Annotated in this window: 15 protein-coding genes; 6 read left to right on the top strand and 9 right to left on the bottom strand. The window is 66.0% G+C overall.

The annotated features are described in order from the left end of the window. Nucleotides 1–5: 5 nt before the first annotated feature. From CAG46_RS23110 to CAG46_RS28965, 5 genes are all read right to left on the bottom strand, one after another. Entirely contained in the window at nucleotides 6–2,780 is a 2,775-nt protein-coding gene (locus CAG46_RS23110; protein ID WP_085614866.1) for a malto-oligosyltrehalose synthase, read from the bottom strand. Next, nucleotides 2,777–4,846: a 4-alpha-glucanotransferase gene (gene malQ / locus CAG46_RS23115; protein ID WP_085614868.1), complete on the bottom strand. Its 2,070-nt coding sequence runs from the start codon at nucleotides 4,844–4,846 to the stop codon at nucleotides 2,777–2,779. The genes CAG46_RS23110 and malQ overlap by 4 nt, the downstream gene beginning before the upstream one ends. Further along, nucleotides 4,843–6,585 (bottom strand): malto-oligosyltrehalose trehalohydrolase, encoded by a 1,743-nt coding sequence (gene treZ / locus CAG46_RS23120; protein ID WP_085614870.1) that lies wholly within the window; start codon nucleotides 6,583–6,585, stop codon nucleotides 4,843–4,845. Before treZ ends, malQ begins: the two co-directional genes overlap by 4 nt. 14 nt (nucleotides 6,586–6,599) lie before the next feature. Next, nucleotides 6,600–8,159 carry a glycogen synthase GlgA gene (glgA, locus tag CAG46_RS23125; RefSeq protein ID WP_085614872.1) on the bottom strand — a complete coding sequence of 520 codons (1,560 nt, stop codon included), beginning with the start codon at nucleotides 8,157–8,159 and terminating at the stop codon, nucleotides 6,600–6,602. Between the two features lie 594 nt (nucleotides 8,160–8,753). Beyond that, the gene (locus tag CAG46_RS28965; RefSeq protein ID WP_015270996.1) at nucleotides 8,754–8,921 is read right to left on the bottom strand and encodes a DUF6026 family protein; all 168 of its coding nucleotides are present in this window, start codon (nucleotides 8,919–8,921) and stop codon (nucleotides 8,754–8,756) included. Between the two features lie 152 nt (nucleotides 8,922–9,073). Between CAG46_RS28965 and gnd the strand changes: the two genes are divergently transcribed. The 4 genes from gnd (at nucleotide 9,074) to CAG46_RS23145 (ending at nucleotide 14,471) form a co-directional block, all read left to right on the top strand. Beyond that, nucleotides 9,074–10,108, top strand: a complete 1,035-nt coding sequence (gene gnd / locus CAG46_RS23130; RefSeq protein WP_143493399.1) for a phosphogluconate dehydrogenase (NAD(+)-dependent, decarboxylating) — start codon at nucleotides 9,074–9,076, stop codon at nucleotides 10,106–10,108. Further along, entirely contained in the window at nucleotides 10,105–11,610 is a 1,506-nt protein-coding gene (gene zwf / locus CAG46_RS23135) for a glucose-6-phosphate dehydrogenase (RefSeq protein ID WP_085614874.1), read from the top strand. The genes gnd and zwf overlap by 4 nt, the downstream gene beginning before the upstream one ends. Before the next feature lie 144 nt (nucleotides 11,611–11,754). Continuing rightward, nucleotides 11,755–13,551, top strand: coding sequence for a glycoside hydrolase family 15 protein (locus CAG46_RS23140; protein WP_085614876.1), 1,797 nt, complete (start codon nucleotides 11,755–11,757; stop codon nucleotides 13,549–13,551). 299 nt (nucleotides 13,552–13,850) lie between these two features. Next, nucleotides 13,851–14,471: a TetR/AcrR family transcriptional regulator gene (locus tag CAG46_RS23145; RefSeq protein WP_015270992.1), complete on the top strand. Its 621-nt coding sequence runs from the start codon at nucleotides 13,851–13,853 to the stop codon at nucleotides 14,469–14,471. Nucleotides 14,472–14,649: 178 nt separating this feature from the next. On the opposite strand, the gene preA is transcribed toward CAG46_RS23145, so the two are convergent. The 3 genes from preA to hydA all read right to left on the bottom strand — a co-directional run bounded on the left by preA (nucleotide 14,650) and on the right by hydA (nucleotide 18,979). Further along, nucleotides 14,650–15,924 (bottom strand): NAD-dependent dihydropyrimidine dehydrogenase subunit PreA, encoded by a 1,275-nt coding sequence (preA, locus tag CAG46_RS23150; RefSeq protein WP_085614878.1) that lies wholly within the window; start codon nucleotides 15,922–15,924, stop codon nucleotides 14,650–14,652. After that, entirely contained in the window at nucleotides 15,925–17,292 is a 1,368-nt protein-coding gene (locus tag CAG46_RS23155) for an NAD(P)-dependent oxidoreductase (protein ID WP_085614880.1), read from the bottom strand. Nucleotides 17,293–17,539: 247 nt separating this feature from the next. After that, nucleotides 17,540–18,979 carry a dihydropyrimidinase gene (gene hydA / locus CAG46_RS23160; RefSeq protein ID WP_085614882.1) on the bottom strand — a complete coding sequence of 480 codons (1,440 nt, stop codon included), beginning with the start codon at nucleotides 18,977–18,979 and terminating at the stop codon, nucleotides 17,540–17,542. 341 nt (nucleotides 18,980–19,320) lie between these two features. On the opposite strand from hydA, the gene CAG46_RS23165 reads away from it, so the two are divergent. Together CAG46_RS23165 and CAG46_RS23170 are read left to right on the top strand one after the other, a co-directional pair. Further along, nucleotides 19,321–20,811: an NCS1 family nucleobase:cation symporter-1 gene (locus CAG46_RS23165; RefSeq protein ID WP_025339793.1), complete on the top strand. Its 1,491-nt coding sequence runs from the start codon at nucleotides 19,321–19,323 to the stop codon at nucleotides 20,809–20,811. A 137-nt stretch (nucleotides 20,812–20,948) separates the two neighbouring features. Further along, nucleotides 20,949–22,232: a Zn-dependent hydrolase gene (locus CAG46_RS23170; RefSeq protein ID WP_085614884.1), complete on the top strand. Its 1,284-nt coding sequence runs from the start codon at nucleotides 20,949–20,951 to the stop codon at nucleotides 22,230–22,232. A gap of 276 nt (nucleotides 22,233–22,508) precedes the next feature. Here the strand turns inward: CAG46_RS23170 and CAG46_RS23175 are convergent, their stop codons facing one another. After that, nucleotides 22,509–23,468, bottom strand: a complete 960-nt coding sequence (locus CAG46_RS23175; protein ID WP_085614886.1) for a ribonuclease Z — start codon at nucleotides 23,466–23,468, stop codon at nucleotides 22,509–22,511. Between the last annotated feature and the right edge of the window lie 153 nt (nucleotides 23,469–23,621).

Below are 23,621 nucleotides of genomic sequence, written 5' to 3' on the forward strand. Positions count from 1 at the left end.
GATGCTCAAGATTGTTGTATCAGCAGGTTGACCGGAAACTCCGCCAGCACGGCGCTCAACAACAGCTCCCTGCAAGAGCTGACCGCAGCACTGGGGAAAAGTCCCGTCGAGTTGGCAGGCGACAAGGCAAACGGCAGGCTTACCCGGGTGTCGTCCCAGTTCTGTGCCGGGATCAGGGGTATCGGTGCACCTGCCAGCAGGGTACTGGCCAGGCGTGGCGCGATGATGACGGCCCGTTCGCCCTCGCCAAGGCGGGCGAACGCCACCACCTTGTCGGCATGCCGGCCATGCACGGTCAGCGGCAGGTAGGCGCCACGGCGGAACAGCTCGGCATGGGCCTGGCGGCAGTCCAGCACCCGGGCGATCAGCGCCTGCTTGAGACGGCCGTCGCGCCAGTGTTCCAGCAGCTCGGCTACCGGCGTTGCATCGTCCAGGGTGCGACGCCGGCAAGCGTAGTCCACGGCGCGGCGGTTATCCGGGTCGACCAGGCTGAAATCCCAGTATTCGTTGCCCTGGTACAGGTCCGGCACGCCCGGCGTGGTCATGCGCAGCAGGGCCTGGACCAGGCCGTTGAGGGCACCGGGGCAGGCCAGCAGATGGGCGGCATCGGCCAGCGATTTGCGCAGCTGCTGGTTCTCGCCGTCCAGCAGCAGGCCGTCGATGTAGCCGGCACAGGCGTTTTCATATGCTTCGTTCGGCGCGCTCCAGCTGCTGCGCAACTTGGCCTCGCGCAGGGCCTTCTGCTGCCACTGGCGGATGCGTTCGGCGTACTGGCCAAGGGCGTTGTCATCGTGCAGGTCGAGGTCCAGCGGCCAGCTGCCCAGCAAGGTCTGCAACAGCATCAGCTCGTCGCCGGGGCTGGGCGCCGGGCCGTCATCCAGTTGCGTGCGCAACGGCGTGGCCAGTTCGCGCCAGTGTTCCATGCGGCTGGCCAGCCACGGGCCGCGCTCGCTGAGCACGGCCAGGCGCGCACGGGTGTCTTCGCCGCGCTTGTGGTCATGGGTGGCGCTGGCCAGCAGGTTGTCGGGGAAGTCACGCAGGCGCCGCTGGGCCTCGTTGTGGAAGTGCTCGAGCGGGGCACTGAAACGCTCGGCGTCGAAGCCCACATCGTTGCGCGACAGCAGCCGCGCGCTGCGGTAGAACGCGGTGTCTTCCACGGCCTTGGCGGCACTGGGCGCGGTCAGTTGCTGGAAGCGCACGCAGGCGTGGCGCAGCTGCTTGCGTGCCCGGCCTGCCGGCAGGCGGCGCCAGGCTTGCCCGCCCAGCCATTGTTGCAGGTGCTCGAGCAGCGGCCAGTCGGCTTCGCCCAGGTCCTGCCGGGCATTGGCCAGGGCCTGCTGGAAAAACCCTTCGTCTTCTGCCGGGCGCCCGCAGGCATTGAAGTAGGTGCGGTACACCGGGTAATGCGCCACCAGCGCCTGCAAGGCGCGGCGGATCGCGCCAAGGGTCAGGTCGCGGGTCATCAGGTCGTTGCGCGCCACCTGCAACAGCGCCTGGGCCACCGACTCGCAGTCGCCGGCCAGGCTGGCATTGAGCACCAGGTGGCGGGCCTGACGCACTTCTTCGGGGAAGTCGGGGCGTTCGCTCACACTGGCCCACAGCTCGGTCAGGGCTGCTTCGCCTGCCGGGTCGTGCTGCAGCAGCGAAACCTGGTTCATGAATTCATAGCCGGTAGTGCCGTCGGTAAGCCAGTCGCGGTGCAGGTGCTCATTGGCGCCGAGGATCTTCTCCACGTAGATCGGGAAATGCTCCAGGGCGGCGTTCAACGGCCGTCGTGCCAGCAGGCCATCGACCCGTCGGCGCAGCTTGCGGCAGTAGCCGCGCGGGTCTGCCAGGCCGTCGATATGGTCGATGCGCAGGCCGTCCACCAGGCCGCGCTCGATCAGTTCGAACAGCTTGGCGTGGGTGGCCTCGAACACCACCGCGCGTTCCACCCGCAGGCCGCCCAGCTCGTTGATGTCGAAGAAGCGCCGCCAGTTGATGTCGTCGGCGGCGGTACGCCAGCTGGCCAGGCGGTAAGTCTGGCGCTCCAGCAGCAGGTGCAGGCGCTTGAAGCCATTCTCGCTACGGCTGTCGAACGCCACCAGGGCCGATTCGAGGTCGGCGCCTTCGCCTGCCAGGCGCGCCAGTTCGGCTTGCAGGGGCAGGGCGTCGGCCAGCGGCGTGGCCGATGCGTTCAACGCGGTGAAACGTTCGGCCAGGGCCTTGAGCGCCGGCTCCGGGCTGAGGGCGAGAATCCAGCCATAGTCGACCGGGCAGATCGGGAAGCGGTGTTGGTAATGGGCGACCTGCAGCAGCCCATGGTGCTTGTCGAACTCAAGCGGTATCTCGCCATTTTTCAGCGCCACGCCATAGTCGCTGGCGAGGAACGGCAGCAGCAGCTGACCGGCCAGCAGCGGGTCGCTGGAGTGCCACTGGATGTCGAAGAATTCTGCATAGGGGCTGCGCCGACCCCAGGCCAGCAGGCTCTGCCACCAGGGGTTGTCGGCACCGCCCACGGCCATGTGGTTGGACACCGTGTCGAGGATCAGCCCCATGCCGTGCTGGCGCAGGGCGGCAACCAGCCGTTGCAGCGCCGCTTCGCCGCCCAGCTCGGGGTTGACGCAGGTCGGGTCGACCACGTCGTAGCCGTGGCGCGAGCCGGCGCGGGCCTTGAGGATGGGCGAGGCATACAGGTGGCTGATACCCAACTGGGCGAAGTACGGCACCAGCGGCACGGCGTGATCGAGGGTGAAATCACTGTGAAACTGCAGGCGCAGGGTCGCGGTCAGCGCTTTCATCGGTCACGCTCCCAGGCTTGTTCGCGGGCCTGGGCCAGCAGTTCCAGGCGCCGTGCGGCGTCTTCGTCGTCGAGCAGTTCACGTACCGGCCGGGCGAAGCGTCGGCGCCAGTTGGGGTGGCCGGCGGTGGTGCCCGGCAGATTGGGTTGCTCGTCGCAACCCAGCAGGTCTTCCAGCGGCACCAGCACCAGCGGTGCGCGGGTGTGGCCAACGTAGCGGATGGCGGCGTCGATCAGCGCATCGTTGTCCGGTAGCGTGCCGTAGTTGGCCTCCAGGGTGCGGCGCAGGCCGTCGTGCTCCTTCTGCCGCTCGTGGCGCCAGTGCAGTTCGGTGGCAGCATCGATCAGTTGCAGGCGGTGGCTCCAGTCGATGTCGCGGTTTTCCAGCCAGCCGGCCAGCGGCGCCAGGTCGTGGGTGCCGGTGGTGGCCAGGGCGTTGTCCGGCCAGTCGAGAATCGGCTTGAAATGGCCGGGCTGGGTCTGCTCGAAGGGCAGCACGCGCATGCCCAGCACGGCCTTGGCCGCCAGTTGCTCGCGCAGGCCGTCCGGCACGGTACCCAGGTCTTCGCCGAGGATGATTGCCTGGTGGCGCACCGACTCCAGCGCCAGCAGGCGCAGCAGGTCGTCCAGCGGGTAGTTGAGGTAGGCGCCTTCGCTGGGCTTGGCTCCCTGCGGGATCAGCCACAACCGACGCAGGCCCATGACATGGTCGATGCGCAGGCCGCCAGCGTGGGCGAGGTTGGCCCGCAGCATTTCGATGAAAGCGCGGTAGCCGTTGCGCTTGAGGCCTTCGGGCGAGAAGGCGCAGATGCCCCAGTCCTGGCCGGCACGGTTGAGGATGTCGGGCGGTGCACCCACCTTCAGGCCTGCCAGCAGCTCGTCCTGGCGGCTCCAGGCCTGGCTGCCGGCACCGTCGGCGCCCACCGCCAGGTCAGCGATCAGGCCGACCGCCATGCCGTTGCCGCGCGCTGCTTCCTGGGCGCGTTGCAGGCCCCGTTCGGTCAGCCATTGGCAAAAGGCATGGAACTCGACCTTGGCCGGGTAGGCGTTGGCGAACGCCTCCACTTCCGGGTGGTACGGGTCGTGCCAGGCCTTGGGCCAGTGGCGCCAGTCGGCGCCCAGGCCATGCTCCATGGCCTGGGCCTGCAGCACCTCGAAGCGGCAATGGTGCTCCAGGGCTTGGCCACCGGCTTCGCGGAAGCTGTCGAAATCCTTGCGTAGCGGGTGGTCGCCCTGGCTGAAGCCCTGATACAGGGCTTCGAGCAGGCGCAGGCGGGCGCTGGCGGCACGCGGCCAGTCAACCAGCGGGCCTTGCTCCAGGTCTTCCAGCTGTTGCTCCAGGCCGCAGGCTTCGATGGCCACGCGCACCTCCCGCTCGCCCAGCAGCGCGGCAGGGCTGGCGTAAAGGGTGTTGAGCAACAGGCGGCTGGAGGGCGAGTAGGGGCTGTAGTGCGTCTGGTCGATGGCCGACAGGGCGTGGATCGGGCTGATGGCCAAGGCATCGGCACCGCGCTCGGCGGCCGCGCGGGCCAGTTGTTCCAGGGCCAGGCAGTCGCCGTAGCCGCCATCGCCGGGGCGGCGCAAGCTGTACAGCTGCACCGCCAGGCCCCAGCAGCGCGGTGGCGGCTGCTGCACGCGGTCTTCAAGGCTGTGGCAGCGTGGCGGGGCCACGGCCACGGTGAAGCGGCGGCTGTCGATTTCCACCTGGTGGTAGCCGATGGGCAGCGCTCCGGGCAGGCGGGCCTGGTCGTCAAGGCTGAGGGTGAGGGTGCTGTGGTCCTCCAGGGTGCAGTGCGCAACGCTGGCGGCGCTGAAGTAGCGCGCCAGTGCCAGTGGCTGGCCGAGGTCGGCGGTCAGCAGCGGCGGCAGGTGCTCACTGTCTTCGGCAGCGTCCACGGCGCGCAGGCTGGCGGCAATGGCGGCGTCATCGCTGGCCGGGTGGCCAAGGCCTTCAAGGATGTTGCGCAGTACCTCGTCGCTGACACGCTGGGGCCGGGCATTGGCGTCGATCCAGTCGCGGCTCAGCCCGACGCGGGTCGCCAGGCGGTGCAGGGCGGTTTCGCTCATGGGCGCTCCAGGGCAGGGGGAAGCAGGCTGACCACGCAGCTGTAGGCGGCCAGGTGGGTATCGGGGTGCCGGGTGTCGCTGCTGTCGAACAGGCGGTTGGCCGGCGCGGGCAACTCGACCCCCTGTGGGGTGGAGGCCAGGTTCAGGTCGATGCGCAGGGTGGTGCCATTGCCCAGGCACCAGCGTGCGGTCAGGGCCTTGTCGCCGTGTACTTCGGCGCCCAGCGCGCGGCTGCCGGGCAGGTGCGGGATCACATGGCGGCGGCGCAGTTCGAGCAGGTGCTGGTACAGGCCGTGCCAGCCGGCGATCACTTCCTTGCCTTGCGGGCGGGAGGCCTCGAAGGTCTGTTCGGCGTTGGGGTCGGGGATGCGTTGGCGCTGCTCGGGGTCGGCGAAGGCGGTGAAATGGGCGAACTCGCCGCGCCGGCCTTCGCGCACGGCGTCGGCCAGCTGGTCATGGAAGTCGGTGAAGAACAGGAACGGCCGGCAGCTGCCATCGTCATCGCCCATGAACAGCAGCGGGATCATCGGTGCCAGCAGCAACAGCCCGGTGGCCGCCCGCAGCGCCTGCGGTGGGCACAGGCGGGTCAGGCGCTCGCCGAGGGCACGGTTGCCGACCTGGTCATGGTTCTGCAGAAACAGCACGAAGGCGCTGGGTGGCAAGTGCGCGCTGGGCTCGCCGCGGGGCGTGCCATGGCGGTTGGCCTGGCCCTGGAACACGAAACCTTCGGCAAGGCAGCGGGCCAGCTGGTCGATGGGGCGCTGCTGGTAGTCGGCGTAGTAGCCTTCGGTTTCGCCGGTGAGCAGCACATGCAGGGCATTGTGGCCGTCGTCGTTCCACTGGGCGTCGAAGCCTTGCTCCAGCAGGAAGGCCTGGTTGTGCTCGTTCTCCAGTACCAGCCATACGTGGCGGCCGGGTTCCACCGCAGCACGTACCCTTTGCGCCAGCTCGACCAGGAAGTCGGGCTGGTCGATGGCGTGCACGGCATCCAGGCGCAGGCCATCAAAGCGGTAGTCGCACAACCACATCAGGGCGTTCTGGATGAAGTACTCGCGCACCTGCGGGCGACGGAAGTCGATGGCTGCGCCCCAGGGGGTCTGCCGGTCTTCGCGGAAAAACGGGCTGGCGTACTGGTGCAGGTAATTGCCGTCGGGGCCGAAGTGGTTGTACACCACATCGACCAGCACCATCAGCCCGTGGCCATGTGCCTGGTCGACCAGCGCACACAGCTGCTCGGGGCTGCCATAGGTGTTTTGCGGCGCATAGGGCAGCACGCCGTCGTAACCCCAGTTGCGCTCGCCAGGGAACTGCCCCAGCGGCATCAGCTCGACGGCGCTGATGCCCAGCTCGGCCAGGCGCGGCAGTTGCCGGGCGACCCCGGCGTAGCCGTCGAGCAGGCCGACATGCAGCTCCTGGATGACCGCTTCGTGCCAGGGCCGGCCTTGCCAGGGGTGTTGCCAGGCATAGCTGGCCACATCCACCACCTGGCTCGGCCCCTGCACGCCATCGGGCTGGTAGCGCGAGGCCGGGTCGGCCACCTGCAGTGCACCATCGATACGGTAGTGGTAACGGTCACCGGCCTGGCACGGGGCCACGCCGGTGAACCAGCCATCATCGTCGGGCAACAGCTCGATGGCCGGCTGCTGCTCCAGTTCCACGCTCACGCTGCGCGCATCCGGGGCCCAGAGGGCGAAGCGCGCCGACGTGGCGTCCAGCAGGTGTGCGCCATGTCTGTGCATCTTCGATTCCCCGTTCAGTAGTGGCTGTGCTGTGCCTGCTTGACCAAGTCTTCGTACAGGCGTGCGTAGGGTTCCACGGCCTGGCACCAGTTGAACGGTTGGGTCATCGACAGGCAGCGCATGGCGTTCAGCAGGTCCTTCTTGCCATATACATAGAAGGCGCGGCTGAGTGCCTGGCGGTAGCTCTCGACGGTGGACTCGTTGAACAGGAAGCCGGTGACGCCGCACTCGATGGTGTCGGCCAGGCCGCCAGTGTTGCGCGCCACCGGCAGCGAGCCGAAACGCTGCGCGTACATCTGGCTGAGGCCGCATGGCTCGTAGCGTGACGGCATCAGCAGGAAGTCGCTGCCGGCGAACATGCGCCGGGCATCGGTCTCGTTGAAGCCAATGCGTACGCCGATACGGCCCGGGTGGCGTAGCGCCAGTTCGCGCATGGCCTGCTCTTCTTCCGGCTCGCCACGGCCGATGATCGCGATCTGCCCGCCTTGCTCGACGATGTAGTCGGCCACACCCAGGGTCAGGTCCAGGCCTTTCTGGTAGACCAGGCGCGAAACCACGGCGAACAGCGGGCCTTCGGAGGGTTGCAGTTTGAACAGCTCGCGCACTTCCTGGGCATTGCGCGCCTTGCCTTCCCAGTCGTTGATGCTGAAGTTGTGCTGCAGGTGCTTGTCGGTGGCCGAGTCCCAGCTTTCGTCAATGCCATTGGGAATGCCGCCGAGCAGGCCTTGCTGGGCCTTGCTGGCGAGGAAGCCGTCCAGGCCGCAGCCGAATTCCGGGGTGGTGACTTCCCGGGCATAGGTGGCGCTGACCGTGGTGATGTGGCTGGCGTAGGCCAGGCCGGCCTTGAGGAACGAAAGCTTGCCGTAGAACTCCATGCCTTCCTGTTGCATGGCGTGCTCGGGGATCGCCAGTTCCGGGCTGCAACCGCGGCTGTACACGCCCTGGTAGGCCAGGTTGTGGATGGTGAACAGGGTTGGCGTACTCAGCCCGCGCCAGTGCATGTAGGCCGGAGCCAGGCCGGCGGGCCAGTCGTGGGCGTGCACCACTTCGGGCTTCCAGTGGATCCTGCCTTCGCCGGCGGCGATTTCGGCGGCGGCCAGGCCCAGGCGGGCGAAGCGGATGTGGTTGTCGGGCCAGTCGCGGCCGTTGTTGGCGCCATAGGGGGTGCCGTCGCGCTGGTACAGTTCGGGGCAGATCAGCACATAGATGACCAGGCCGTCGGCCATGTCCATGCGCCCGATCTTGCACGGCGGCAGGGCGGCGTGGCCACCCAGTTCACCGACGATGTGGATGGGGTTGTCGCTTTCCATCACCTGGCGGTAGCCGGGGATCAGTACCCGTACATCATGCAGGTGCGCCAGGGCACGGGGCAGGGCTGCAGACACGTCACCCAGGCCACCGGTTTTCACCAGGTCGGCGATTTCCGAGGTCACGAACAAAATCTTGCGCTTGTTGCGGTTGTGCTGGCGCTGGGCGCCGGGTGCCTTGCCTGTCGTGGCGAAGTCCGGGGTGAGCGGTTCGCGGTTGTCCGGGTTGAATGAATCTACGTGAGGCTCGACAGCGGCACTGATCATACTTCTCTCCGTCCCTATGCTTGGCCGGGTGCTGGCACCCGTGGCGATGTTTCGTGTTGGTTCTCTCTGATTCTGGATTCTGCGTAGTGCGTTCCATGCCCCAGGGTCGTGCGCGCAGGCACGGCGCGATCGGCATTCCGGCCGAAGGCGATTGCGCTGGTTGGGGTGTGTGGGCCGATGCTGGGAAGTCCCTTTGCGTTTGGCCTACTTAGTTCCTGACCTGCCCGCGTTCCGGAAAGTTCGACTTTTTTTCGTCACTCTTCCGTTGAGCAAATGGCGGGCCGAAACCCGAGTGTAGGAGAGAAAGAGATAAAAAGGTGACCCGCTGGTCACTATTGTCATGCCGCGGAATAGACGCAAACGTTGGCGGTTGTGACCGGATGTGAAAGGGGGCGGGCGGGGGATGGGGATGGTGCGCCAAATTGTGGCTTTCAAGTGCTGATGCACCAGAGTAGGGCGCAAGGCAGGTGTTGGATTCTTTCGCAATCTTCGTGGGAGCGGGCGTGCCCGCGAAGAGGCCGGGCCTGGAAAAGAGGAATCAGAGAGAGACAAGCAGGGTGGGAGCCATTCAGCCCCCACAAGAAGAAGGTAGAATCAGAGGCTGACAGCTTTGTCTTCAGCGCGCTGTTGTGCCAGCAGCAGGTTCAGTTGAGCGACCTGCTGGCGCAGCTGGTCACGTTCGTCCTTCAGTTTACGCAGCTCATCACGGCGCACGGAGACATAGAGGGTCTGGGTTGGGGTTGCAGGCATCAAGGTACCCATGAGCACACCTCGCGGTATTGGCTAGTGACAAGTCAAAGCGTAGACGCTTCACGCGGGCGCATTTTGAATTCTTTCGCAGGTCTTGGGAACTTTTTTGTTTATCGTGGTCTCGCCGTTCGTCGCTGAACCCTCGAGCGGTTCGCTGGACTAATCTGAAAAGCTGGATTGTGTTGTCATTTATTTCGAAAGGGGAGCATCGGCTCATGCAACTGGGAATCATCGGGCTGGGCCGCATGGGCGGCAATATCGCAAGGCGCCTGATGCGCGCCGGCCACCGCACCGTGGTACACGATCGCAACCGTGAGGCCATCACCGGCCTGGAGGGCGAGGGCGCCCAGGGTGCGCACGACCTCGGTGCACTGGTACAGAAGCTGAAAGCACCGCGCGCGGTGTGGGTCATGCTGCCCGCTGGCGAGCCCACCGAGCAGACCATCGCCCAACTGGCCGAGCTGCTGGAGCCGGGCGATGCGATCATCGATGGCGGCAACACCTTCTACAAGGACGACGTGCGCCGCGCCGCCGAGCTGGCCAAGCGCGGGCTGCATTACCTGGATGTCGGCACCTCGGGCGGTGTGTGGGGCCTGGACCGTGGCTACTGCATGATGATCGGTGGCGAAAAGGACGTGTTCGAGCGCCTGGAGCCTCTGTTCAAGGCGCTGGCCCCGGGCGTGGGTGACATCCCGCGTACCCATGGCCGCAGCGGCGAGCACCAGCGTGCCGAACACGGCTACATCCACGCCGGCCCACCCGGTGCCGGGCACTACGTGAAAATGGTGCACAACGGCATCGAATACGGCCTGATGCAGGCCTATGCCGAAGGTTTCGACCTGCTGCGCAGCAAGGGCGGCAACGAACTGCCGGAAGACCAGCGTTTCGACCTGAACGTGGCCGAAATCGCCGAAGTGTGGCGGCGTGGCAGCGTGGTCACCTCGTGGCTGCTCGACCTCACCGCCGATGCGCTGGTGGCCGACCCGCAGCTGTCGCAGTTCAGTGGCTCGGTGTCCGACAGTGGTGAAGGCCGCTGGACCATCGACGCCGCCGTCGAGCAGGCGGTGCCGGTACCGGTGCTGTCCAGCGCGCTGTTCGCTCGCTTCCGCTCGCGCCAGCAGCAAGGCACCTATGGTGACAAGATTCTCTCGGCCATGCGCCTGGGCTTCGGTGGCCACGTCGAGAAAAAAGCCGAATGACCAAACAGAGCATTCCGGCCGCTCCGCCATGTACTCTGTTCCTGTTCGGCGCCAATGGCGACCTGGTCAAGCGCCTGCTGATGCCGGCGCTTTACAACCTCAGCCGTGACGGTCTGCTGGACCGCAACCTGCGTATCGTCGGTGTCGACCACAACCCGGCCACTGCCGAGGAATTTGCCGGGCGCCTGCATGCGTTCATGGTCGAGCGTGACAAAGGTGGCGAGGGCACGGCCAAGTGCCTGGATGAGAAGCTCTGGGCACGCCTGGCCAAGCGCCTGGATTACCAGACCGGCGATTTCCTCGACCCGGCCACCTACCAGGCCCTCGCCAGGCGCATTGACACAACCCGCCACGGCAACGCCATCTTCTACCTGGCGACCTCGCCGCGCTTCTTCCCCGAAGTGGCGCAGCGCCTGGGGCAGGCCGGGCTGCTCGACGAATCGGCCGGCGGCTTTCGCCGGGTCGTGGTGGAAAAGCCCTTCGGCACCGACCTGGCCAGCGCCGAGGCGCTCAACGCCTGCCTGCTGAAGGTGATGGGCGAGCGGCAGATCTACCGCATCGACCATTACCTGGGCAAAGAGACGGTGCAGAACATCCTGGTCAGCCGGTTCTCCAACGGCTTGTTCGAATCGTTCTGGAACAACCACTACATCGACCATGTGCAGATCACCGCCGCGGAAACCGTCGGCGTCGAGACCCGTGGTGCGTTCTATGACAGCACCGGGGCGTTGCGCGACATGGTGCCCAACCACCTGTTCCAGTTGCTGGCGATGGTGGCCATGGAACCCCCGGCCGCGTTCGCCGCCGATGCCGTGCGCAGCGAAAAGGCCAAGGTGGTCGGCGCCATCCGCCCATGGTCGGCGAAGATGGCCCTGAAAAACTCCGTGCGTGGCCAGTACAGTGCCGGCAAGCAGGGGCGCAAGCAGTTGCCCGGCTACCGCCATGAGGCCAACGTCGCGGCGGATAGCCAGACCGAGACCTATGTGGCGCTGAAGGTGATGATCGACAACTGGCGCTGGGCCGGCGTGCCGTTCTACCTGCGCACTGGCAAGCGCATGAGCGTGCGTGATACCGAGATCGCCATCTGCTTCAAGCCGGCGCCTTATGCGCAGTTCCGCGAGTCGGAGCTGGAGCGGCCCAAGCCCAATTACCTGAAGATCCAGATCCAGCCCAACGAAGGCATGTGGTTCGACCTGCAGGCCAAGCGCCCCGGGCCGGAGCTGGTGATGGAGAATGTCGAGCTGGGCTTTGCCTACAAGGACTTCTTCAAGATGACCCCGGCGACCGGCTACGAGACGCTGATCTACGACTGCCTGACCGGTGACCAGACCCTGTTCCAGCGGGCTGACAACATCGAGAACGGCTGGCGCGCCGTGCAGCCGTTCCTCGATGCCTGGGCCCAGGGCGGCGAGGTGCATGAGTACCCGGCCGGTGAAGACGGGCCCGAGGCCGGCAATGAATTGCTGGTGCGGGACAAGCGCGAGTGGCATCGGTTGGGGTGAGTTTTTTGTAGAGCCTGTGCCGGCCCTTTCGCGGGTAAACCCGCTCCCACAGGGATATCGATGGTTTCAAGGCCTGTGATGTACCTGTGGGAGCGGGTTTACCCGCGAAGAGGCCAGCACAGGCAAACACACAAAGGAGCCCCAATGCCTGCCCACATCGAAGACTATGCCCTGCTGGGCAACTGCCGCAGCGCCGCCCTGGTCAGCCGCGATGGCTCGCTCGACTGGCTGTGCCTGCCACGCTTCGACGCCCCCGCGGTATTCGCCGCACTGCTGGGCAACGAGGAAAACGGCCGCTGGCGCCTGGCCCCCTGCGACCCGGTCGAACACAGCAGCCGCCAATACCTGGACGACACCCTGGTGCTGGAAACCACCTGGGTCACCGCCACCGGCCGCGCCCGCGTGCTCGACTTCATGCCGCTGGGCGAGGCCAACGCACTGGTGCGCATCGTCGAGGGCCTCGCTGGCGAAACCAACTTCGAAATGGACCTGGTCATGCGCTTCGACTACGGCCGCAGCGTGCCCTGGGTGGAACGGCTCGACCCGCTGACCCTCAGCGCCGTCGCCGGCCCCGACCGGCTGATCCTGTGCAGCACCGTCCCCCCGCATGCCCGTGACCAGCACACCGTCGCGCGCTTTCGCGTTGGCGCGGGCGAACGCCAGGTGTTCAGCCTGCGCCACCAGCCCTCGCACCTGCCGGTGCAGCCCGGCTGTGATAGCGATGAAGCGCTGGCGCAGACCATCGACCAATGGCAGGCCTTCGCCGCCCGCTGCCCACAGGTGGGCCCATACTCCGCCCTGGTGCGCCGCTCGCTGCTGACCCTCAAGGCCATGACCTACGCGCCCACCGGCGGCATCGTTGCCGCCGTCACCACCTCACTGCCCGAGCGCATCGGCCACGAGCGCAACTGGGACTACCGCTTCTGTTGGCTGCGCGACGCGACCATGACCCTGCTGGCCTTCATGAACCTCGGCTACTTCGACGAAGCCCAGGCCTGGCGCGAGTGGCTGTTGCGCTCGGTGGCCGGCAACCCCGAGCAGATGCAGATCATGTACGGCCTGGCCGGCGAGCGCGACCTGCAGGAATACACCTTGCCGTGGCTGGCCGGTTACGAGCACTCGCAACCGGTGCGGGTGGGCAATGCAGCGTCAGCGCAGATGCAGCTGGACATCTACGGCGAACTTGCCGATGCCATGACCCAGGCAATCAAGGGCGGCTTGCCCCGCCACCCGCGCAGCGCCGCCATCGCCCGCTCGATCCTGCCTTACGTAGAGCGCATCTGGCGCCAGCCGGACGAGGGCATCTGGGAAGTGCGCGGCGGTCGGCAGCAGTTCGTGCACTCCAAGGTCATGGCCTGGGTGGCCTTCGACCGTGCCGCGGGGCTGGCCGACACCACCGAGGAAGGTCGCGAGCGCGGGCGGCATTACCGCCAGGTAGCTGACGAGATTCGTCGTGAAGTGTGCGCGCAGGGCCTGGACCCCAGCGGCCGCTTTTTCGTCCAGGCCTATGGCTCGACCGAGATTGACGCCAGTTTGTTGCACATCGCCCTGACCGGCTTCCTGCCGGCGGATGACCCACGCTTCTTGCGCACGCTCGAACAGGTCGAGCAGCGCCTGCTGAAAAACGGCCTGCTGCTGCGCTATGACAGTGACCGCTGCAGCGACGGCCTGACACCCGGGGAGGGCACCTTCCTGGTGTGTTCGTTCTGGCTGGCCGACGTGTATGTATTGCTGGGCCGCCAGGCACAAGCGCAGGCACTGTACGAACGCCTGACCGGCCTGTGCAACGACCTTGGCCTGCTGGCTGAACAGTACGACCCTGCGGGCCAGCGCATGCTCGGCAACTTCCCCCAGGCGTTCAGCCATATCGGCATCATCAACACCGCACTGAACCTGCACCGCGCACAGTGCCCGGTGCGTGATCGGGCGAGCTGTAGCTAAGTCAGGTGGCGGTCTCCCCCTGTAGGAGCGGCCTTGTGTCGCGATCGGGCTGCAAAGCAGCCCCGGCAATTCATGCAGTGAGGCTGAAATCCCGGGGGCGCTACGCACCCCTTTCGCGACACAAGGCCGCTCCTACAGGGATTGCGCTGGCTTGGAGTAAGCGGAGTAGACTAGGGCAAACCCCTTCGGCACGGAGCACACATGGGCATTCGCGGTACTGATCGGCAGATCGACAACATCGAGTTCAATTTCATCTACCCAGACGGTTATGAACTGGCGGTGTGGACGGCCCAAGCCTGATGGCCAACCACAAAATTGAAATCCGCCGGCGCAATATCGAGAAGATTCTGCAGGCGGCGGAAAAGGTGTTCGCCGAGAAGGGCTACGGCGCCACCTCGATGGGTGATATCGCCGAGCAGGCCGAGTTGCCGCGTTCCAACCTGCATTATTACTTCAGCACCAAGGACGACCTGTTCCGCGCGGTGCTGCAGGACCTGCTGGATGTGTGGAAGCAGGACGCGCTGTGCTTCGAGAACTTCGACGACCCGCGCGTGGTGTTGACCAGTTACATCCGGGCGAAGATGGGCCACTCGCGCTCGCGGCCGCTGGGCTCGAAGATCTGGGCCGAAGAGATGCTGCATGGGGCGCCGGTGCTGGGGGTGAACCTGGATGAAAGCCTGGTGCCCTGGGCCAAGCTGAAGGAAGCCAAGATCCGCCGCTGGGTGGAGGAGGGGCGCATCCTGCCGGTGGAGCCGTCGGCGCTTTTGTACATGATCTGGGCCTCGACCCAGCACTATGCCGACTTTGGTTACCAGGTGACGTTGCTCAATGGCGGGGAGGCGTTGTCGGACATGGCCTTTGAAAATGCCGTGCAGACGGTGACCAGCGTGATCTTGCGGGGGATCGGGCTGGAGCCTTGAACCGAGAGCCAGGCTGACGCGGCTTTTGTAGGAGCGGCCTTGTGTCGCGATCGGGCCGCAAGGCGGCCCCCGGTTTTCTGCATCAAAGCGCAAATTGCCGGGGCCGCTTTGCGGCCCGATCGCGACACAAGGCCGCTCCTACACGAACCGCACCAGATGGGCCGGGCAGCAATCTGCCTCAACTGGCCTCGCGGTAGGGATTACGCGGGTCCTGCGTCCAGTTCAGGTACGGCTTGCCGGTATCCTGAGCCACCATCTCGATGCAGTTCTCCACCGGGCAGGTGATCTGGCACAGGTTGCAGCCCACGCATTCCTCCTCGATCACGCTGTAGGCATGCGTGCCATCTGCATTCAGCGTACTGGCAATCGCCTGGTGCGAAGTATCCTCGCAGGCAATGTGGCAGCGCCCGCAGCCAATGCATGCTTGCTGGTCGATGTGCGCCACCGACTTGTAGTTCATGTCCAGGTACTTCCAGTCGGTGGTATGCCCCACGGCCTGGCCGCAGAACGCCTCGATGTTGCGGTGCCCGTGCTGGTCCATCCAACGCGCCAGGCCGTCCTTCATGTCCTCGACGATGCGGAAACCGTGCAGCATCGCTGCCGTGCACACCTGCACGGCCCCACTGCCCAGGGCCATGAACTCGGCTGCGTCACGCCAACTGCCGATGCCGCCAATGCCACAGATCGGCAAGCCGCGCGTTTGCGGGTCGCGGGCGATTTCCGCCACCATGTTCAGGGCAATCGGTTTCACCGCCGAACCGCAGTAGCCGCCATGGGTGCTCTGGTCGCCGACGATGGGGTGGGCGACCATGCGGTCGAGGTCGACGCTGGTGATCGAGTTGATGGTATTGATCAGCGACACTGCATCGGCCCCACCACGGTGCGCGGCGCGCGCCGACTGGCGGATGTCGGTGATGTTCGGCGTGAGTTTGACGATCACTGGCAGCGAGCAGTACGTCTTGCACCAGCGGGTGACCATCTCCACGTACTCCGGCACCTGGCCGACCGCAGCACCCATGCCGCGCTCCGGCATGCCGTGCGGGCAGCCGAAGTTCAGTTCGATGCCATCGGCCCCGGTGGCTTCCACCAGCGGCAGGATGAACTTCCACGAGTCTTCCACGCACGGCACCATCAGCGACACGATCAGCGCGCGGTCGGGCCAGTCCTTCTTCACCTGGGTGATTTCGCGCAGGTTGATGTCCAGCGAGCGGTCGGTGATCAGCTCGATGTTGTTGATGCCCTGCACCTGGCGGTTGGGGCCGTAATGCGCCGAGTAGCGCGACGACACGTTGACTGCCGCCGGGTCTTCGCCCAGGGTTTTCCACACTACGCCACCCCAGCCGGCCTCGAAGGCGCGGACCACGTTGTAGGCCTTGTCGGTTGGCGGTGCGGAGGCCAGCCAGAAGGGGTTGGGTGCCTTGATGCCGGCAAATTCGATGGACAGGTCGGCCATTTACGCAGCCTCCACGTTGAGCATGAGTTGGGCATGGATGGCTTCGGCGGCCAGCTTGCCGTGTTGCACCGCCTGGACGGTAAGGTCCTGGCCCAGGGCGGTGCAGTCGCCGCCGGCATATACGCCCGGCAGGCTGGTTTGCATCCTTTCGTCGACGCGGATGCGCTCGCCGTCGCGAGCCAGTTGTGCGGCCACCGGGTCGCCGAGGCTGGCGTCGTCGAAGCGTTGGCCGATGGCCTTGAAGATGGCATCGGCGGCCAGTTCGAAGGTTTCGCCGGTGTCGCGCAGGCGGCCGTCTGCCAGCTCGGTGCGGGCAAAGCGCATGCCGCGCACCTTGCCGCTGTCGTCCAGCAGCACGGCATCGGGGCGGGCCCAGGTGTGCAGGCGTACCTGGTTGGCCTTGGCGATGTCCTGCTCGTGGCCGGTGGCACCCATGTCGGCATGGCCACGGCGGTAGACCAGGTTGACGTCACGGGCACCCAGGCGGCTCATCTGCACGGCCATGTCGATGGCGGTGTTGCCGGCGCCGATCACCAGGCAGCGGTCGGCCAGGGGCAGCTGGCTCAGGTCGTCGGCCTGGCGCAATTCGCGGATGTATGCGGTGGCGGCGAGCAGGCCGGGGGCCTCTTCATCCGGCAGGCCGAGCTGGCGCACGGCATTCAGGCCCAGGCCGAGGAACACTGCGTCGTACTGATCGCGCAGTTCGCCCAGGCCGAGGTTGCTGCCCAGGCGCTGGCCATGGCGGATCTCGATGCCGCCTATGCCGAGCAGGAATTCCACTTCACGCTGGGCGTAGTCGTCCACCAGCTTGTAGCGGGCGATGCCGTACTCGTTGAGGCCACCGGCCTTGTCGCTGGCCTCGAACACCACCACATCATGCCCGTGCATGGCCAGGCGGTGGGCGCACGACAGCCCGGCGGGGCCAGCACCAACTACGGCGATGCGCTTGCCAGTGGCCGGCGAGCGCTGGAACGGGTGCTCGGGGAACTGGGCGTTGTCCAGGGCATAGCGCTGCAGTTGGCCGATCAGCACCGGTGCGCATTCCTGCGCGTTGTTGCGCACGCAGGCATGCTGGCAAAGGATTTCGGTGGGGCAGACGCGGGCGCAACTGCCGCCGAGGATGTTGGCCGAGAGGATGCGCTCGGCGGCGCCTTGCAGGTTTTCGTCGCTGATGCGGTGGATGAACGACGGGATGTCGATGTCGCTGGGGCAAGCGTTGACGCAGGGGGCGTCATAGCAATACAGGCAGCGTGCGCTTTCGACGGCGGCCTGGCGGGCGGTGAGGGGTGGGGCCAGGTCGCTGAAGCGCTCGGCCAGCTGGTCGGCGCCGGCCCGGGGGCGCGGCAAGTGGTTCAGGGCGTCGATCACGGTTGTAGCCTCTCTTTTTATATGGGGCTTGGAATGGGGGCGCGGTGCGCCCCAATCGCCGGCAAGCCAGCTCCCACAGGTACAGTGTTGTCCTTGAGAGCAGTGCCATCCCTGTAAGAGCTGGTTCCATCAGGAGGCCCATGCCCTTGAGAGCTGGTTCCATCAGGAGAGCCATGCCCTTGAGAGCAGCACTATTCCTGTGGGAGCTGGCTTGCCGGCGATGGGCTGCGCAGCAGCCCCAATGGCCTTAACGCTGCACGGGCGTCGGCCGCTGCACTTCGGCCCTGCGCCCCAGCACCTCGTACACCGACGGATACGCCGGCCGTTCCACATACCGGCCCGCGCCTTTTTCCGCACGCAGGTCGCCATCGGCCCAGAGCACCTTGCCCTGGCTGATGGTATGGCTGGGGATGCCGCGCACGATACGGCCTTCGAAGATGTTGAAGTCCACCTGCTGGTGGTGGGTCTTGGCCGAGATGGTGCGGGTGCCTTGCGGGTCCCACAGCACCAGGTCAGCGTCGGCGCCAACGCGAATGGCACCCTTGCGCGGGAACAGGTTGAAGATTTTCGCGGTGTTGGTGGAGGTCAGCGCGACGAACTCATGCATCGACAGGCGCCCGCTGTTCACCCCGGCATCCCACAGCACCGCCATGCGGTCCTCGATGCCGGCAGTGCCGTTGGGGATACGGCTGAAGTCGTCGCGGCCCATGGCTTTCTGCTCGGCGCAGAAGCAGCAATGGTCGGTGGCGGTGGTGTGCAGGTTGCCCGACTGCAGCCCGCGCCACAGCGCCTCCTGGTGTTCGCGCGGGCGGAACGGTGGGCTCATCACGTAGCCTGCGGCGGTGGCCCAGTCCGAATCACGGTAGACGCTGTCATCCAGCAGCAGATGGCCGGGCAGGACTTCGCCGTACACCGGCTGGCCCTTGCCCCTGGCATAGGCGATTTCGTCCAGCGCTTCGCGGCTGGAAACATGCACCAGGTACAGCGGCGTGCCCAGGGTCTCGGCAATGCGGATGGCGCGGCTGGCCGCCTCGCCCTCGACCTGGGACGGGCGTGATAGCGGGTGGGCTTCCGGCCCGGTCAGGCCCTGGGCCAGTAGTTTTTTCTGCAGGTGGTACACCAGTTCGCCGTTCTCGGCATGCACGGTGGGCACCGCACCCAGTTGCAGGCAGCGTTCGAAGCTGGCCACCAGGGTGTCGTCGGCGGCCATGATCGCATTCTTGTAGGCCATGAAGTGCTTGAAGCTGTTCACCCCATGTTTGGCCACCAGTTCGCCCATTTCTTCGGCCACCTGCTCGCTCCACCAGGTGATGGCGACATGGAAACCGTAGTCGCTGGCGCTTTTCTGCGCCCAGCCGCGCCAGGTGTGGAAGGCCTCCAGCAACGACTGCTGCGGGTTGGGGATGACGAAGTCGATGATCGAGGTGGTGCCACCGGCCAGGCCCGCGGCGGTGCCGCTGAAGAAGTCCTCGCTGGCCACGGTGCCCATGAACGGCAGCTGCATGTGGGTATGCGGGTCGATGCCGCCGGGCATCAGGTACTGGCCGCTGCCGTCGAGGATCTCGCTGTCGGTGGGCGGTTCGAGGTTTTGCCCGATGGCGCGGATCAGGCCATCGGCACACAGGACATCGGCGGGGTAACTCTCTTCGTGGGTGACCACGGTGGCGCCACGGATCAACAGGGACATGCCGTTTTCCTCGCAGGCTGACCGGTCTGGGCCGGTTCTTGGAATTGTCTGGGTGCAGGGCGGGCAGGGCGGTTAATCCTGTCAGACCTGACAAGATTGGAGGCTAGATGCAGATACGGCATTCAGCAAGAAAATTTTCCCATTAATTTTGTGGTTTTTAACTCATTGAAATTAAGGAAATTATTTATTTTGCGGTGCTGACTGCGGGGCTTTTTGAAACTTTGACTGACTTGACAAGATGGAAATCTGGTCGAGATTTTCAAGCACATAAAGCGTGTGTACTCCGGCCATCGCATCAACCCGATGGGCAAACAACTACAAGAAAATCTGGAGAAGGCCCCATGCAGCAGAGCAGATCGGAAGTGGTCGAGCAGGATGGCCTGTTCGAGCTGTCCGAGGGCAGCGATGTCCTCGACAGCCCGCGCTACAACCACGACATCGCCCCGACCAAGGTGCACCAGCGCACCTGGAACAAATGGCATATCACCGCCCTGTGGGTGGGCATGTCCATCTGCGTGCCCACCTACACCCTCGGCGGCGTGCTCACCGCCTACTTCGGCCTCAGCGTGGGCGAGGCCCTGCTGGCGATTTTGCTGGCCAACCTGATCGTGCTGATCCCGCTCACCCTCAACGCCTTCCCTGGCACCAAGTACGGCATTCCGTTCCCGGTGCTGCTGCGTTCGTCGTTCGGCATCCTTGGCTCCAACGTGCCATGCCTGATCCGGGCAGTGGTCGCCTGTGGCTGGTTCGGCATCCAGACCATGTTCGGCGGCCTGGCCATCCACCTGTTCCTCGGCTCGGTGTTCGACGGCTGGAAGGCCCTGGGCGGCACCGGCGAGGTGATCGGCTTCATGATCTTCTGGTGCCTGAACCTGTGGGTGGTGCTGCGCGGCGCCGAGTCGATCAAGTGGCTCGAAACGCTTTCGGCACCGCTGCTGGTGGCGGTCGGCGTCGGCCTGCTGTTCTGGGCCTTGCCGCACATGTCGATGACCGAACTGCTGGCCCAGCCGCCCAAGCGCCCGGAAGGGGCGAACATGCTCGGCTACTTCTGCGCCGGGCTTACCGCCATGGTCGGTTTCTGGGCCACGCTGTCGCTGAACATCCCCGACTTCAGCCGCTACGCCCGCAGCCAGAAGGACCAGATTCTCGGGCAGATCTTCGGCTTGCCGCTGACCATGTTCCTGTTCGCCGCGCTGGGCGTTGTGCTCACCGCTGCTTCGGCATCGCTGGTTGGCGAGACCGTGTCCGACCCGGTCAGCCTGATCGGCAAGATCCACAGCCCGTTCTGGGTGGCCCTGGCCATGGCGCTGATCGTGATCGCCACGCTGTCGACCAACACCGCAGCGAACATCGTGTCGCCGACCAACGATTTCCAGAACATCGCCCCACGCCTGATCGGGCGCAGCCGCGCGGTGTGGCTGACCGGCTTCATCGGCCTGGCGCTGATGGGCCATGAGCTGCTGAAGAAGCTGGGCTGGATCGTCTCCGACCTGAGCCTGGAGAGCGTGTACTCCAACTGGCTGCTGGGCTATTCCAGCCTGCTGGGGCCGATTGCCGGGATCATGGTGGTGGACTACTTCCTGATCCGCCGGCAGAAGCTGGACCTGGCCGGGCTGTACCGCGACGACGTGTACCCGGCGTGGAACTGGGCCGGTTTTGCCGCCTTTGCGTTGCCGGTGGCGCTGACCGTGATGGCCATTGGCAACAGCAGTTTCAGCTGGTTCTACGACTACGGCTGGTTCACCGGTTCGCTGCTGGGCGGGGCGCTGTATTACCTATTCGCCGGCGTGGTCGCGCGCAGCCCGGCGCGGGTGGCCAAGCCCTTGCCGTGAGACCGCGTTGGCTTCTTCGCGGGTAAACCCGCTCCCACAGGTACAGCGCAGGGCCTGAGGCCAACGCTGTACCTGTGGGAGCGGGTTTACCCGCGAAGAGGCCGGCACAGACAACAAAAATGCCTGAGGAAAATCCCATGACCCCAGCCCAACAAGTACTGCAATCCACCCAGCACCACATCGACAGCACCCGCCTGTGGCAGTCCCTGATGGACCTGGCCCGCCTAGGTGCCACCGCCAAGGGCGGCGTGTGCCGCCTGGCCCTGACCGACCTCGACCGCCAGGCCCGCGACCTGTTCGTGCAGTGGTGCGAGGCCGCCGGTTGCACGGTCAGCATCGACGCCGTCGGCAACATCTTCGCCCGTCGCCCGGGGCGTAACCCCAAGCTGCCCCCGGTGATGACCGGCAGCCATATCGACACCCAGCCCACCGGTGGCAAGTTCGACGGCTGCTTCGGGGTGATGGCCGGCCTGGAGGTGCTCCGCACCCTCAACGACCTGGGCGTGGAAACCGAAGCGCCGCTGGAAGTGGTGGTGTGGACCAACGAAGAAGGTTCGCGCTTTGCGCCGTGCATGATGGGTTCCGGGGTGTTCGCCAGCAAGTTCACCCTGGAGGAAACCCTGGCCAAGCGCGACGCCCAGGGTGTCAGCGTTGGCGAGGCGTTGAACGCCATCGGCTACGCCGGCCCGCGCGCCGTATCAGGCCACCCGGTGGGGGCCTATTTCGAAGCGCATATCGAGCAGGGCCCGATCCTCGAAGATCAGGCCAAGACCATCGGCGTGGTGCTGGGCGCGCTGGGCCAGAAGTGGTTCGACCTGACCCTGCGCGGTGTCGAGGCCCATGCCGGCCCTACGCCCATGCACCTGCGCAAGGACGCCCTGGTCGGCGCGGCGGCGGTGGTGGAGGCAGTCAACCGCACCGCCCTCGGCCACCAGCCCCATGCCTGTGGCACGGTGGGTTGCCTGCAGGCCTACCCGGGCTCGCGCAACGTGATCCCGGGCGAGGTGCGCATGACCCTGGATTTCCGTCATCTGGAGGGTGAGCAGCTGAATGCCATGATTGCCGATGTGCGCGCGGTGATCGAGGCGACCTGCGCCAGGCATGGCCTGAGCCACGAACTGGTACCCACGGCCGATTTCCCGGCGTTGTACTTCGACCGAGGGTGTGTCGATGCCGTGCGCGAATCGGCGCAGGCGCTGGGCCTGCCGCATATGGATATCGTCAGCGGCGCGGGGCACGACGCGATCTTCCTGGCCGAACTGGGGCCGGCGGGGATGATTTTCGTGCCGTGCGAGAACGGTATCAGCCATAACGAGATCGAGAACGCCACGCCCGAGGACCTGGCCGCGGGCTGCGCGGTGTTGCTGCGCGCGATGCTGGCGGCGTCGGAGGCGATTGCCAGTGGGCGGTTGGCGGCATAGTGCCGTTACCGTCAGCAGGTTGCGCTGCCTACCTTGGCCTCATCGCCGGCAAGCCGGCTCGCGGCTGATACGGTCGAGGTGGGAGCGGCCTTGTGTCGCGAAAGGGCCGCACAGCGGCCCCGGCAATATCAGCGTTGATCTCAAGATACTGGGGCTGCTTTGCAGCCCTTTCGCGACACAAGGCCGCTCCCACAGAGGAGCGCACCAGCCTGATCAGATCTGCCCGGGGCAGACGCAGGTCTAACGTGCCGCGTGCACAATTGTGGCCATGCTAAATCATCCGGCCGGTTCGAGACAGCCATCGCGCCCGATGTGATAGCGCTGCAGGTCCTGCGCCAGGGTCAGCTGCCCGCTGTAGTGGGCGAGGGCTTCGTCGCGCACGTTGTCGATGCTCGGGCTGCGCCGTGGGTCGCTCTGGTAGCGGGCGCTGAAGTGCGTCAGCACCAGGTTGCGCACGCCTGCAGCTTCGGCAAAGCGCGCCACCGCAGCCGCGGTGCTGTGGCCGAAGGTGACCCCCGTGCGCTCGACCACCGCCTGGGTGAACGTGGCCTCGTGCACCAGCACGTCCGCGCCCTTGGCGACGTCGGCCAACAGCTCGGGGTTGTCGTTGTCGCCGCACACGATCACCCGCCGCGGCGGACGCGAAGGGCGCAAGTAGTCATTGCCGTGCAGCAACTGCCCGCCATGCTGCACCGTCAAGCCCTTGGCCAGCTCGCCCCACAGCGGGCCGCGGGGGATGCCGTCGGCTTCCAGGCGCGGTATGTCCAGGCGCGGTTCGGGGTTGAGCTCGGTGAACACGAAGCCGACGCTCGGCACCCGGTGCGAAAGCTGCACGCTGGTCACTTGCAGGGCGTCACTGCGCCATTCCACCAGCTCTTCCACGGCCAGCAGGCGCAGTTCGAACGGCAGGAAGGTATCGCTGGCCACCAGCCCCTGGCGCACCCAGTCGTGCAGGGCGGCGGGCAGGACAAGGTCCAGCGGCTGGGTGCGCCCGCTCATGCCGGCGCTGGCCAGCAGGCCCGGCAGGCCGAAGCAATGGTCGCCGTGCACGTGGGTGATGAAGATGGCGCGCAAGTCGCGGATCGACAGCGGCGTATGCAGCAGCCGGTGCTGGGTGCCTTCGCCGCAGTCGACCAGATACCAGTGGCTGCCACTGGCTTCGATCACTGCGGTGGCGCTGACGTTGCGTGCCTTGGTCGGCACGCCGGCGGAGGTGCCCAGGAACAGCAAATCCATGGTCTGGCTCCTTGTTTCAGTCCAGCAGTGACGTCAGCACCAGCGGGCGGATGGGTGTCGGACGGATAAGGGGTGCAGGTAGCGGCGTGGTACTCAACGGGCTCGTTCCTTCGAGGCGGTAAGGGCGCACACCTTAGCCGGATTGCCGCATGT

This window comes from Pseudomonas sp. B23(2017) (assembly GCF_002113725.1).
Classification (GTDB): domain Bacteria; phylum Pseudomonadota; class Gammaproteobacteria; order Pseudomonadales; family Pseudomonadaceae; genus Aquipseudomonas; species Aquipseudomonas putida_Z.

Bases quoted from the DNA above. Each gene is read 5' to 3' on its own strand.
- CAG46_RS23165 (WP_025339793.1), top strand. From the start codon at position 19,321: ATGCAGCAGAGCAGATCGGAAGTGGTCGAGCAGGATGGCCTGTTCGAG.
- treZ (WP_085614870.1), bottom strand. From the start codon at position 6,585: ATGCACAGACATGGCGCACACCTGCTGGACGCCACGTCGGCGCGCTTC.
- preA (WP_085614878.1), bottom strand. From the start codon at position 15,924: ATGGCCGACCTGTCCATCGAATTTGCCGGCATCAAGGCACCCAACCCC.
- glgA (WP_085614872.1), bottom strand. From the start codon at position 8,159: ATGATCAGTGCCGCTGTCGAGCCTCACGTAGATTCATTCAACCCGGAC.
- zwf (WP_085614874.1), top strand. From the start codon at position 10,105: ATGACCAAACAGAGCATTCCGGCCGCTCCGCCATGTACTCTGTTCCTG.
- malQ (WP_085614868.1), bottom strand. From the start codon at position 4,846: ATGAGCGAAACCGCCCTGCACCGCCTGGCGACCCGCGTCGGGCTGAGC.
- hydA (WP_085614882.1), bottom strand. From the start codon at position 18,979: ATGTCCCTGTTGATCCGTGGCGCCACCGTGGTCACCCACGAAGAGAGT.
- CAG46_RS23170 (WP_085614884.1), top strand. From the start codon at position 20,949: ATGACCCCAGCCCAACAAGTACTGCAATCCACCCAGCACCACATCGAC.
- CAG46_RS23175 (WP_085614886.1), bottom strand. From the start codon at position 23,468: ATGGATTTGCTGTTCCTGGGCACCTCCGCCGGCGTGCCGACCAAGGCA.
- CAG46_RS23145 (WP_015270992.1), top strand. From the start codon at position 13,851: ATGGCCAACCACAAAATTGAAATCCGCCGGCGCAATATCGAGAAGATT.
- CAG46_RS28965 (WP_015270996.1), bottom strand. From the start codon at position 8,921: ATGGGTACCTTGATGCCTGCAACCCCAACCCAGACCCTCTATGTCTCC.
- CAG46_RS23110 (WP_085614866.1), bottom strand. From the start codon at position 2,780: ATGAAAGCGCTGACCGCGACCCTGCGCCTGCAGTTTCACAGTGATTTC.
- CAG46_RS23140 (WP_085614876.1), top strand. From the start codon at position 11,755: ATGCCTGCCCACATCGAAGACTATGCCCTGCTGGGCAACTGCCGCAGC.